The sequence below is a fragment of the Caldicellulosiruptor naganoensis genome (assembly GCF_026914285.1).
GTDB classification, from domain to species: domain Bacteria; phylum Bacillota; class Thermoanaerobacteria; order Caldicellulosiruptorales; family Caldicellulosiruptoraceae; genus Caldicellulosiruptor; species Caldicellulosiruptor naganoensis.
In genome coordinates, this window is sequence record NZ_CP113864.1 from 1,379,375 (window position 1) to 1,392,412 (window position 13,038).

Sequence of the window (13,038 nt, forward strand, 5' to 3'; positions counted from 1 at the left end):
GATGAAAAAGAGGTTTTTAGTTTACTTTCTGATTGTGGTTGTCATTTATGCGATTATTACAGTCTTAATGAAAATTGGAGTAATTGACGATTATATAAAACTTAACTTATTCTTGATAATGCTCAATATCATCTTGGCCGTGAGTTTAAACCTAATAAATGGAATAACTGGGCAGTTTTCACTTGGCCATGCAGGTTTTATGGCAATTGGTGCATATACAACAGCAGTGCTGACAACACTTGAAAAACCTCTTCCCTTTTACTTGACACTTTTGACTGGTGGACTTTTGGCAATGATTTGTGGGCTGCTCATTGGGCTTCCTGTTTTGAGATTAAGAGGTGACTACCTTGCAATAGCTACTTTAGGATTTGGTGAAATTATAAGGGTTATTGTCCAAAACATTGACTATTTAGGTGGAGCAAGTGGGATTAGCGACATTCCTCAGGGAATTGACTGGACAGGATATTTTGTCGTTACAGTAATCACTGTTGTTGTAATCTTAAATATCATAAATTCATCATTCGGAAGGGCTATGATTGCTATAAGGGAAGATGAAATTGCAGCAGAAGCTATGGGAATAAACACAACTTTATATAAGGTTTTAGCTTTTATGATAGGAGCATTTTTTGCAGGTGTTGCAGGCTCTGTTTATGCTGGATCGTTTGGCTTTATCCAGCCAGATATGTTCAACTTCTTCAAGTCTATAGACATATTAGTAATTGTTGTGCTGGGTGGGCTTGGCAGTATCTCAGGGTCCATTATATCTGCTATTGTTCTTACTGTAATCTCAGCACTTTTGCAAAACTATCCTGAGGTTAGAATGATTTTATATTCGCTTATTTTGATTGTCATTATGCTCTTTAGACCTCAAGGATTAATGGGAAAGAAAGAAATAAAGCTCTCTAAGCTTATTCCTATGGTTGGTGGTGATAAGTAAACATGCTTAAAATACAAAATGTAACAGTCAACTTTGGCGGAATTGTGGCTCTTAACAATGTCAATATTGATGTGGAAAAAGGTTCGATAATTGGACTTATTGGTCCAAACGGTGCTGGCAAGACAACTGTGTTTAATGTCATATCAGGGATTTATAACCCAAACACAGGTAAGGTTGAGTTTTCGAATTATGATATAACCTATAAAAAGACTTACCAAGTATCTGCTTTAGGGATTTCAAGAACTTTTCAAAATATAAGACTTTTTAAAGAATTGAGCGTACTTGACAATGTGAAAATCTCTTTTCACAAAAATATAGGTTATAACCTGTTTGATGCAATTTTTAGGACTAAAAAATTTCTAAAAGAAGAGAAGCAAAATCACAAAAAGGCTGAAGAGCTTTTGAAGATATTCAATTTATATGATAAAAGGTATGAACTTGCTAAAAATTTGCCGTATGGTGAGCAGCGAAAACTTGAAATTGTTCGTGCTCTTGCAACATCACCAAAACTTCTTTTGTTAGATGAACCAGCAGCTGGTATGAACCCTCAAGAAACGCAGGAACTAAAGAACCTGATTAGGTTCATAAAGGACAAATTTGACCTTACAATTTTATTAATTGAACATGATATGTCGGTTGTAATGGATATATGCGAAAAGATATACGTGCTTGATTATGGTGAAGTGATTGCAGTAGGGTCACCTGAAGATGTCAAAAACAACCCTCGTGTAATTGAAGCATACCTCGGAGAGGGGGCTTTAGAATTTGCTTAAGGTAAATAGAATAGATGTTTACTATGGAGCTATACAAGCGTTGTTTTCGGTCTCATTAGAGGTTCAAAAAGGTGAGATTGTCACTTTAATTGGTGCAAATGGTGCAGGAAAATCTACTTTGCTCAGAACAATCTCTGGCCTTATTAGACCACGTACAGGTTCAATCCACTTTGAAGATATTGATATAACAAAAAAGTCGCCCATGGAAATTGTAAAGCTTGGAATTTCACATGTGCCAGAAGGAAGACGTGTCTTCCCAGAGATGACTGTTCTTGAGAATTTAGAACTTGGTGCGTACTTGAGAAAGGACAAGCAAGGAATAAAAGAGGATTTGAAAAAGGTGTTTGAGAGATTTCCAAGATTATATGAGAGAAAAAATCAGCTTGCTGGCACCCTCTCTGGCGGAGAGCAGCAGATGCTTGCAATTGGAAGAGCACTAATGTCAAGGCCAAAGCTACTTTTGCTTGATGAGCCTTCAATGGGTTTGGCGCCTATACTTGTGACTGAGATTTTTAAGATAATAAAAGAAATAAACTCACAAGGTACAACTATACTTTTGATTGAACAAAATGCCCACATGGCACTTTCAATCGCAGACAGGGCATATGTCATTGAAACAGGCAAAATTGTCTTATCTGGTGAGGCTAAAGAAATTGCAGCAAACCCTGAAGTTAAAAAAGCATATCTGGGTGGGTAATTGAAGGGTAATAAAAAAAGACCTCTTGACTTTGTCAGTTAAGAGGTGTTTTTGAGCTAACAAAAAATAACAAAGTCTTAATTTATGCGGGTTTCAAGAAGAGAAAAATAAAAAATTTTAAAAAATGTAGGGACAAATTTTAGCTTAATATATACTGAATTTGCTTGACTTTTTAAATATTTTGTGGTACAATATAACAAACTATCTTCAAGGAGTTGCCATATGTTTGTCAAAATTACTAATGCTGGCGGTTATCAGTATGTTAGGTTAGTCGAAAATTACCGTGAAAATGGTAAAGTAAAGCAAAGAGTACTATTTAACTTTGGTAGACTTGATATTCTCAAAGATGACCCCGCTTTTAAAAACATTGTAAAAAAACTATCTGATATTGTCGCTGAAACAACTACTGAGAATGCAAAAGCTGTTACTATTGAATCTGAAGAAGATATTTCGGATGCAGTTGTAAAAAACTGGGGATACATTGTATACAGAAAGTTATGGCAGGAGCTTGAAATTGATAAGTTTTTAAAAGGGAAAGCAGCAAAAGAGAGAAAGATAAAATTTGATGTAGACAAAGTAAGTTTTTTAATGACCATACAGAGATTGATAGAGCCAATGAGCAAACTAAGAACTTATCATCAGAGAAGCAAATATTTTGGATTTGAAGAGGATATAGATTTGAATCAATTGTACAGGTGTTTAGATTTTCTTGACAGTGTAAAAGAAGATTTAGAGACATACCTGTATCAGAGAAATAAAGACTTATTTAAGATGGTAGTTGATGTAGTGTTTTATGATGTGACGACAATATACTTTGAGAGTTGTAGAGCGGATGAACTTAAAAATTTTGGGTTTAGCAAAGACAACAAGGTAAATGAAGTGCAAGTTGTATTAGGGCTTTTGGTGGACAAAGAAGGCAGACCGATAGGGTATGAACTTTTTCCTGGTAATACGATAGATAGCAAGACGATGGTAAAGATACTGAGGAAGCTGAAGGAAAAATTTAGTATAGATAAGATAATAATAGTAGCAGACAAAGGGCTTAACAGCAGAATAAATTTAAAGATGATAAAAGAAGCTGGGTACGACTATATAGTAGCAAGCAGATTAAAGAATGCAAGTAAAGAAATTTTAGATGAAGTTTTTAATGAAGAAGGATATAAAAGACTTGATGGCAAAAGATGTTTGAATGCTGAAGAAATTTATGGTGATGAATTCAAATATAAGGTATTGGAAAGAACAAATATTGTCAAGGATGAAGAGGGTAAAGAGTTCAAAATAGAAGAGAATTTGATAATAACGTATTCAAGCAAGAGAGCCAAGAAAGACAAAGAAGACAGAGAGAGATTGGTAAGAAAAGCCAAAGAGCTTTTAGAGAACAAAGGAAGCATAACAGCCTTAGAAAAGAAAGGTGCAAGGAAATATTTGAAGAAGAAATCAAAATCAGAAGAATATGTATTGGATGAGGAAGCGATAAAACGAGATGAGAAATTTGACGGTTATTATGCAATTCAAACGAGCAAAAAGGATATGGATGTAGAAGAGGTTTTAGGAGCATATCACGATTTATGGAAGATAGAACAGTCATTCAGAGTAATGAAAAGCTGTTTAGAAGTGCGACCGATATATCACTTTACAGAAAGCAGAATAAAAGGACATTTTGTGATATGTTTTTTGGCATTTTTACTGCAAAGGACATTGGAATATATTTTGAGGAGAAAAGGTAAAGGAATAAGTAGTGAAAGGATAATGGAAGCAATATATTCAATGAACTTTTTTGAAATAGAGATAAAAGGGAAGAAATATTTGATAAAGCAAAGAATTGAGGGAGGAGCTGGAGATATACTGAATGTAATGAAGATAAAGGGTCCAAAAAACTTCATGACATATGAGGAAGGCTTAGAATTTATTGGTATTAGCAAATGATGTAGTGACAAAATTGAGGTCCATATTTTGTCAATCCCAGTCCTCCCAAGCTTTTTGAGCTTCAAACTGACAAAGTCAAGTAAAGGGTCCAAAAAACTTCATGACATATGAGGAAGGCTTAGAATTTATTGGTATTAGCAAATGATGTAGTGACAAAATTGAGGTCCATATTTTGTCAATCCCAGTCCTCCCAAGCTTTTTGAGCTTCAAACTGACAAAGTCAAGAAAAAAGACCTCCTTCTCACTGGAATAAAGGAGGAAGGAGGTCACTTTGGTATTTTTCTTCGTCCTATTATTTCACCTTTCTACTCCCCGGCTTTACAAGAGGAATCCCTTCCCGGCAAAGAGGGCAAGAATCAGGTTCGTAGGTTTCAATGTTAAGAGTCAAAAGGGTCTTTAACGGATATCCCACATCCACCTTACCGCCACTTCTATCAACAATTCCTGCAACTGCTACAATCTCTCCTCTGCTTTCTTTGACGATTTCTATTACTTCTTTTACAGAGCCACCTGTTGTAATGACATCTTCTACAACTAATACTTTTTCACCCTCTTCAATCTTAAAGCCTCGACGAAGTTTCATTATTCCATCTTCTCTTTCTGCAAAGATAGAACGGCAATTTAGCTGTCTTGCAAGCTCATATGACAAAGTAATCGCTCCTATCGCTGGTCCAATTACAACATCAATTTCTTGTCCTGCAAAGTTTTTTGCAAGGTCTTTGCAAATTGTCTCTGCAAGGTTTGGATATTGCAATATCTTTGCACACTGAAGATATTTTGAACTATGTTTTCCTGATGTCAATAAAAAGTGGCCTTCTAAAAGTGCATCTGTGTCTTTGAACATCTGAAGATAAGCTGATTCATTCATACCTTTCTCTCCTTTCGATTATATTGATATTACTATTGCAAATTCCTCGTTCTTTTAAAAACTGTTGCCACCAGTCTTGATAGGCAATAGTAGAAAGCTCTTCACCCAAGTGTGACCAGTCACCTTCTACAAGCAGGTTATATCTGTTATCCTTGTATTCAATTATATTTATTGCAGTGTTATCCTGCCACAAGATTTCGTTTAGCCTTTCAAACTCATATCCTTTTATGTATGTCAAAAGTGCACGAATCAATGTTCCATGCGTTACTATACATACACATTTTCCAACATTTGTCTTTACAATATCCTCAAAAGCAGAGACTGCACGAAGATAAAGCTCATGCATGCTCTCTCCATTTGGCATACAGTGCTCATGTGGTCTTTTTTCCCACAGTTCATACTCTTTTGGGTACAAAATAGGAAGTTCATCCCAGCACCTATCTTCCCAATCTCCTCCGTTTATCTCAACCAAGTCATTTCTTATTATTATCTCAATATCTCTTCCCTTTGCTATCTGCTGAGCAGTATAAAGTGCCCTTTTGAGAGGACTTGAATATATGGCATCAAAGTGGACACTTTTCAGACGCTCAGCAAGCCTTTGAGCCTGGAGCTTCCCTTTTTCAGTCACATTTGAGTCTGTTACGCCATGAAACCTTCTGATGAAATTTCCTTCAGCTTCCGCGTGACGTATAAGATAAATAGTAGTCTTTGACATCTTCAGGTCACCTCAAATAATAATATTGCCAACTAAGTCTTTAACTGATTTAAACCCATGAGCTTTTAAATAGTTTTCAATTCCTTTCCTTATTTCTGAAACAGCATTGGGATTTACAAAATTCACTGTGCCAATCTGAATGGCAGTAGCACCAGCTAAAAAGAACTCTATTGCGTCCTTATAATTCATGATTCCGCCCATTCCAATAATAGGTATATTGACTTTTTGAAAACACTCATACACCATCCTTACGGCAATCGGTTTTATTGCAGGACCAGAAAGTCCACCTGTTACCATCTTAATAAGAGGTCTTCTTGTTTCAATGTCAATTGCCATAGCAGAGACGGTGTTTATAAGTGAAATTGCATCTGCTCCTGCTTTCTCTGCTGCTTTAGCAAGCTCTGTAATATCTGTAACGTTGGGTGTAAGTTTTACTATTACAGGGCATGCAGATACTTTCTTTACTTCTTTTGTTATTTCATAAACTCTATTGGGGTCTTTTCCAAATGCCATACCACCTTCTTTTATATTGGGACACGACAGATTGACCTCAATCATATCTACAAGTGGGCTTACTATCTTTGCAAGCTCTATAAATTCTTCTTTGTTAAAACCGTTAATGTTAGCAATTATCTTTGTATTAAACTTTTTTAAAAAAGGAAGCTCATCGTTTACAAATGCTTCAACTCCGGGATTCTCAAGCCCAATTGAATTTATTATTCCACCATAGACTTCACACAGTCTTGGCTGAGGATTTCCAGCACATTTTTTGAGAGTTATTCCTTTTGTCGAAATTCCTCCAAATAGGTTTAAGTCAATAAGTTTTGAAAATTCACGACCAAACCCAAATGTCCCTGAGGCAGCAATTATAGGATTTTTGAGCTTTACACCGCTTATTTCGACTTCTAACATTTATATCTCTACCTCCATTATATCAAAAACAGGGCCATCTGAACATACATGTAGCATATTGCCATCTTTTCCTTTAATACTACAACAAAGACATGCACCAATTCCACATGCCATTTTTTCTTCCAGAGACACATAGCATTTAAATGGCAAGTTTAAAGACTTAAGAAATCTTAACATGGGTTTTGGTCCACATGAAAATGCTACTTTGTAATTTCCTTCTTCAATTTTTGTTTTAAAAACTTCAACAGTATTCCCTTTATAACCTATGCTACCATCATCTGTTGATATGAAGAGATTGTCTGAGAGTTCTTTAAATTCCTCTACAAAAAACAAATCACTTCTGCTTCTAAATCCAAGAAAAACATCTATTTTATTTCCAGCCTTTTTTAGTTCATGGCATAGGGAAAGAAGTGGGAAAATCCCCACACCTCCCCCCACCACTGCTACTTTGCCATTAAACTTATCAATCAAAAATGAATTTCCAAGAGGACCTAACACGTTTATCGAGTCACCTTTTTTCTTCTGAGAGAGAATTTGAGTACCTTTGCCTACTACTTTATATCCAATAAACACTTTATTTTCTTTTACAAATGAAATGCTAAAAGGACGTCTTAATAGCGGATATATTGAATCTTTCTCAACAAGGATATTTACAAAATTTCCTGGTTTGAATGTATTTGCTAAATAATCTGACTCAAAAGAAAGAAGATATATTCCATTTGCAATCATTTTATTTTCAGCTATCTCAACGTCTAATAGCTTCATTGTCAATCTCTCCTATGTTGAAAATGTCAAGTTCTTTCTTTTGTTTGATAAACTCAATTATCTCAACAGCAGCCTTTGCCGTGTCAACAGATGTAAAGATTGGAACTTTGTTTTCAACTGCAAACCTTCTGATTAAAAACCCATCTCTTTGAGGCTGTCTTCCCTTTGTCGGAGTATTTATGACAATGTTTATTCTACCACTTCTTATCAAATCTATTATGTTAGGACTTCCTTCTGAGACTTTTCTAACACAGTTTGCAGCAACCTGATAGTAATTAAGATGCTTTGCTGTTTTGGATGTTGCATATATCTTAAACCCGAGCTTCTCAAACTTCTCAGCAATAGGAATTATCTCATTCTTGTCAGGGTCGGCAACTGTGAAAAGAACACCACCCGTCAGAGGAAGCTTTATCCCTGCTGCAATAAGTCCTTTGTAGAGGGCAATATGATAATCTTTTGATATTCCCATTACCTCGCCCGTTGATTTCATCTCTGGTCCTAATGACACCTCAACGTCAGGCAGTTTTTCAAACGAAAACACAGGTACCTTGAAAGCGTAAAAATCTTTTTTGGGCAAAAGTCCCACTGTGTTTACTAAATCCTTCAATTTATAGCCCAAACTTACCTTTGTTGCAAGTTCAACCATCGGCACACCAGTGACTTTGCTAAGGAATGGCACCGTCCTACTTCCCCTTGGATTTACCTCTATCACATAAAGCTCCTCGTTTTGGACTATGAACTGGACGTTGATAAGACCTTTGCATTTTAGCTCTCTAGCTATATCCTGAGTGTATTTGACAATCAAGCTCTCTATATGTTTTGATATATTTCTTGCAGGGTACAAGGAGATACTGTCACCTGAGTGGACGCCTGCTCTTTCAATATGCTCCATTATTCCCGGGATTAAAATATCCTCACCGTCAGATATCGCATCAACTTCTATTTCCTTCCCTACTATATATTTGTCAATTAAAATAGGATGTTCATTAAGATTTTTTGCATAGCTCAGCATCTCAATTATGTCATCATCATCAAACGCAATCTTCATACCCTGCCCGCCAAGGACATATGAGGGCCTTACTAAAACAGGGTATTTTAGCTTATTTGCTATCTCAAGAGCCTCATCAACATTATAACAAGTAAAACCGGGTGGACGTTTTATGTTTAACTTGTTTAATATTTTATCAAACCTTTCTCTATCCTCTGCAATGTCTATTCCTTCTGCACTTGTTCCAAATATTCTAACTCCCTCTTTTGCAAGCTCTTGAGAAAGCTTTATTGCAGTCTGTCCACCAAACTGTACTATTACACCATCAGCAGAAAGCTCTTCAATTACATTTAAAACATTCTCTTTAGTCAAAGGCTCAAAAAATAGCATATCTGATGTGTCAAAGTCAGTGCTTACAGTTTCTGGATTATTGTTTATTATTACAGATTTTATTCCAAGTTTTGAGAGAGTGTATACGCTGTGGACAGAGGTATAGTCAAACTCAATGCCTTGGCCAATTCTAATTGGACCTGACCCAAGCACAACTATCTTTTTAGAAGATTCAAGTTTTTGGTCATTAATTATATCGTTTTCTCTTTCATAAGTTGAGTAATAGTAAGGCGTCTTTGCTTCAAACTCAGCAGCACAGGTGTCTACCATCTTGTAAACAGGCTTTATGTTAAACCTTTTTCTAAGACTTCTTATTTCACTTTCAGTGCTACCTCTCAAGCTTGCAATTGTTTTGTCACCAAACCCCATCTTTTTTGCGGCAGCTAAAAGGTTAGCATCAAGATTTTCATTTTTAATTCTGTTTTCCATATCAATGATGTTTTTAATCTTATATAAAAAGAACTTATCAACTTTGCAAAGCTCATAAATCTCATCAATAGTAAACTCTCTTCTCAAAGCTTCAGCCAAAGCAAAGATTCTCCTGTCATCTGCCTCTTTTATTAATTCTTTCAGCTCATCATTACTAAAATTCTTTAGCTCAGGCAAATCCAAGCTGTCAACACCGATGTCAAGCGACCTTATACCTTTGAGAAGACTTTCTTCGAATGTTCTTCCAATCGACATTACTTCTCCTGTTGCTTTCATCTGTGTTCCAAGTTTGCGGTTTGCATATGTGAATTTGTCAAAAGGCCAGCGTGGAATCTTCAATACAACATAGTCAAGTGCTGGTTCAAAGCTCGCATAGGTCATCTTTGTGATAGCATTTTCTATCTCATCAAGTGTAAAACCAAGTGCAATCTTTGCTGCAATTCTTGCAATAGGGTACCCTGTTGCTTTAGAAGCAAGAGCTGAGGATCTGCTTACCCTTGGATTTACTTCAATTACTGCATACTCAAAGCTGTCAGGATTTAGAGCAAATTGAACGTTACAACCACCTTCAATCTTTAGTGCATCAATAATCTTTAAGGCAGATGAACGCAGTATCTGATACTCTTTATCAGAAAGTGTTTGGGATGGTGCAACAACAATACTGTCACCTGTGTGAATACCAACAGGATCAATGTTTTCCATATTGCACACAGTAATAAGACAGCCGTTTGAGTCGCGCATAACCTCATACTCTATTTCTTTCCAGCCTTTTATACTCTTTTCAACTAATATCTGTGAAACTGGACTGTAGGTAAGCCCCCTTCTTGCAATCTCAACAAACTCTTCTTTGTTGTTTGCAATGCCGCCGCCTGTCCCGCCAAGTGTATAAGCAGGTCTTATTATAACTGGAAATCCAATCTTCTCGACAAATTTAAGTCCATCCTCAACAGAAGTGACAACCTCACTTGGCACAACAGGTTCCCCAATCTTTATCATGAGTTCTTTAAAAAGCCGCCTATCCTCGGCAAACTCTATTGCCTCAATGTTTGTGCCAATCACCTTTACGTTGTACTTATCCAGAATTCCGCTTTTGTAAAGCTCAACTGCAATGTTAAGACCTGTCTGACCACCTAAGGTTGGCAATATAGAGTCAACCTTTTCCTTTTGAATTATCTTTTCTATTATTTCGCAGTTTATTGGTTCAATATAGATGCTGTCTGCCATGGTTTTATCTGTCATAATAGTTGCGGGGTTCGAATTAATCAGGACCACTTCTATTCCTTCTTCTTTTAAAGCCTTACATGCTTGGCTTCCTGAATAGTCAAATTCGGCAGCCTGACCAATTATTATTGGACCAGAACCTATTACCAAAACCTTTTTTATGTCCTTTCTCAGTGGCACTTTATATTCTCACCTCTTTTAAAAAATTTCGCATTAGTTAATTACGCTATTTATACTTTCCTTAAGATTCTTTGATGCGATAAAGCTGCTTTTTTCAAAGTCTGAATGTATGTGATTTTTATATGCGTATATTATGTCACGTGATGAGTTTACTATAATTCCCATTTTGTTTTTGCCAAGGAAATATTTTAAGTCCTCAATTTTCCCACCTTGCACTCCAATTCCGGGAATGAGCAGAAAAGAGTCTGGAAGAATTGACCTTACCATTTTTGCTGCTTGTGGTTGTGTTGCGCCAACAACTGCGCCGATATCCGAGTAGCCATGTTTACCTTTGCAACTTGCCCCCCACTCATGTACCTTTTCAGCTACCTTTTCAAAAAGGTATTTGCTATCTACAATTAAATCTTGAAAGTCCTTAGATGAAGGATTTGAAGTTTTTACAAGCACAAAAAGACCTTTTTTGAATCTTTCACAATCTTCTACAAACGGTTTTATTCCATCCTCACCAAGATAAGGATTTACCGTCATTGCGTCACAGTCAAAGAACTTTATTTTCTTGTCAAACAATGTTGTTTCGCCAATGTAGGCATTAGAATAGCCTTTAGCTGAGCTTGAAATGTCGTTTCTTTTACCATCAAAGATTACAATTAACTTTTTGTTTTGCGCATATTGGATGAGTTTATGAAGCACCTCTATGCCATAGTATGAGTACTGCTCAAAAAATGCTGCTTGGAATTTCACACCAATTACATTTTCTTCAATTGCATCAATTATTCTTCTGTTGTATTCATAGAGTATATATTTTAGATTTTCTATCTCATTTTTTTCATCGTCATAATACTTTCTTATAAAATAATCTGGAATATTTTCCACTGTAGTATCAATCCCGGCTATAAGTACACTGTTTTTCTTCTTTATTGCTTCAATTAGCTTGTCAGAAAAGTTTAGCATTTAATTTCACCATCCTTCTTTAATATCTTTCCTTCATATATCACCGTTTCGACATATGAGGTAAGTTTTTTGCCCAAAAAAACACTATTCTTTGACTTTGAAATAATGTCTTCCTCTTTAACTTCCCACTCTCTATTCGGGTCAATTATCACAAGGTTTGCTTTTTGATTCTCTACAATTACATTTGGTTTCAGGTTTACTATCCTCCTTGGATTTATACTAAGCAGCTCAACTAATTTTGAAATCTCAAATCCTCTATTTTTTACAAGATGGGTGTAGAGCACTGCAAAAGCTGTTTCAAAACCAATTGTTCCACTTGGTGCAAGATTAAACTCTACATTCTTTTCGTCCTTGTGATGAGGTGCATGGTCGGTTGTAATGCAGTCAATAACCCCCTCCTTTATAGCCTCAGTCAATGCCTCAACATCTTCTTTTGTTCTCAGAGGAGGATTTACCTTTGCATTTGTGTTAAAACCTATAACCTCTTCTTCAGTAAGACTGATGTAATGAGGACATGTATCACAGGTTACATTTACGCCCCATTCTTTTGCTCTTCTTATAAGCTCTACCGACTCTTTAGTAGACACATGAGTTATGTGCAGATGTGCTTTTGTCTCTTTTGCAAGAAGGATGTCTCTTGCAACAATAACAGACTCTGCTTCGCGTGGAATTCCTTTAAGTCCAAGCATGGTTGAAACAAATCCTAAATTCATTTGTCCACCTTCAGATAGATTTGTATCCTCACAGTGGGAAATCACAGGAATTGAGAAATCTTTTGCGTATAAAAGAGCATTTCTCATTAGATTTGCGTTCATGACACACTTGCCATCGTCTGAAATTGCTACTATCCCTTCTTCCCTCATTAAACCAATTTCGGAAAGCTCCTCTCCGTTTAGTCCTTTTGTGATTGCACCAATTGGCAAAACCTCAATAGGTGACACTTCCCTTGCACGGTATCGCACATATGCTACCATCGCTCTGTTATCAATCGGTGGGTTTGTGTTTGGCATGCAACAAATTGTCGTAAACCCACCTGCTACAGCGCTCAAACTCCCACTTCTTATATCCTCTTTGTATTCAAAACCGGGATCTCTGAGGTGACAGTGAATATCAGTAAAGCTTGGCATAACGTACTTGCCAGATGCGTCTATTGTCTGCAAATCTGGATTTTGTATCTTAATATCTATCCCAATTTTTTCTATCTTGTTACCCACAATTAATATATCAGCTCTTTTGACGCTCTTATCAAGACCATTTATAATATCAGCATTTTTAATCAATATCAC

At 36.3% G+C, this 13,038-nt stretch carries 11 protein-coding genes; 4 read left to right on the forward strand and 7 right to left on the reverse strand.

The features are described 5' to 3' along the window. Position 1 precedes the first annotated feature (1 nt). From OTJ99_RS06775 to OTJ99_RS06790, 4 genes are all read left to right on the forward strand, one after another. Entirely contained in the window at positions 2-937 is a 936-nt protein-coding gene (locus OTJ99_RS06775; protein WP_045164753.1) for a branched-chain amino acid ABC transporter permease, read from the forward strand. 2 nt (positions 938-939) lie between these two features. Next, complete coding sequence (locus OTJ99_RS06780; RefSeq protein WP_045164752.1) at positions 940-1,710, forward strand: ABC transporter ATP-binding protein; 771 nt, start codon at positions 940-942, stop codon at positions 1,708-1,710. Next, complete coding sequence (locus OTJ99_RS06785; RefSeq protein WP_045164751.1) at positions 1,703-2,407, forward strand: ABC transporter ATP-binding protein; 705 nt, start codon at positions 1,703-1,705, stop codon at positions 2,405-2,407. Before OTJ99_RS06780 ends, OTJ99_RS06785 begins: the two co-directional genes overlap by 8 nt. Positions 2,408-2,629: 222 nt before the next feature. Then, positions 2,630-4,333 (forward strand): IS1634 family transposase, encoded by a 1,704-nt coding sequence (locus OTJ99_RS06790; protein ID WP_013431836.1) that lies wholly within the window; start codon positions 2,630-2,632, stop codon positions 4,331-4,333. A gap of 292 nt (positions 4,334-4,625) precedes the next feature. Here OTJ99_RS06790 and pyrE read toward each other — a convergent pair whose 3' ends face one another. Genes pyrE through OTJ99_RS06825 form a run of 7 tightly spaced genes read right to left on the reverse strand, consistent with a single transcriptional unit; the run spans position 4,626 to position 13,038 of the window. Then, the gene (gene pyrE / locus OTJ99_RS06795; protein WP_045164749.1) at positions 4,626-5,201 is read right to left on the reverse strand and encodes an orotate phosphoribosyltransferase; all 576 of its coding nucleotides are present in this window, start codon (positions 5,199-5,201) and stop codon (positions 4,626-4,628) included. Then, a complete protein-coding gene (locus OTJ99_RS06800) occupies positions 5,194-5,916 on the reverse strand; it encodes a histidine phosphatase family protein (protein WP_045164748.1) in 723 nt (240 codons plus the stop codon). Before OTJ99_RS06800 ends, pyrE begins: the two co-directional genes overlap by 8 nt. Before the next feature lie 12 nt (positions 5,917-5,928). Then, positions 5,929-6,828, reverse strand: a complete 900-nt coding sequence (locus tag OTJ99_RS06805) for a dihydroorotate dehydrogenase (protein ID WP_045164747.1) — start codon at positions 6,826-6,828, stop codon at positions 5,929-5,931. After that, the gene (locus OTJ99_RS06810) at positions 6,829-7,593 is read right to left on the reverse strand and encodes a dihydroorotate dehydrogenase electron transfer subunit (protein WP_045164746.1); all 765 of its coding nucleotides are present in this window, start codon (positions 7,591-7,593) and stop codon (positions 6,829-6,831) included. Then, on the reverse strand, positions 7,574-10,801 hold the full coding sequence (gene carB, locus OTJ99_RS06815) for a carbamoyl-phosphate synthase large subunit (protein WP_045164745.1): 3,228 nt from the start codon (positions 10,799-10,801) through the stop codon (positions 7,574-7,576). The genes OTJ99_RS06810 and carB overlap by 20 nt, the downstream gene beginning before the upstream one ends. A 33-nt stretch (positions 10,802-10,834) precedes the next feature. Then, positions 10,835-11,752 (reverse strand): orotidine-5'-phosphate decarboxylase, encoded by a 918-nt coding sequence (gene pyrF / locus OTJ99_RS06820; protein ID WP_045164744.1) that lies wholly within the window; start codon positions 11,750-11,752, stop codon positions 10,835-10,837. Further along, entirely contained in the window at positions 11,746-13,038 is a 1,293-nt protein-coding gene (locus OTJ99_RS06825) for a dihydroorotase (RefSeq protein WP_045164743.1), read from the reverse strand. The genes pyrF and OTJ99_RS06825 overlap by 7 nt, the downstream gene beginning before the upstream one ends.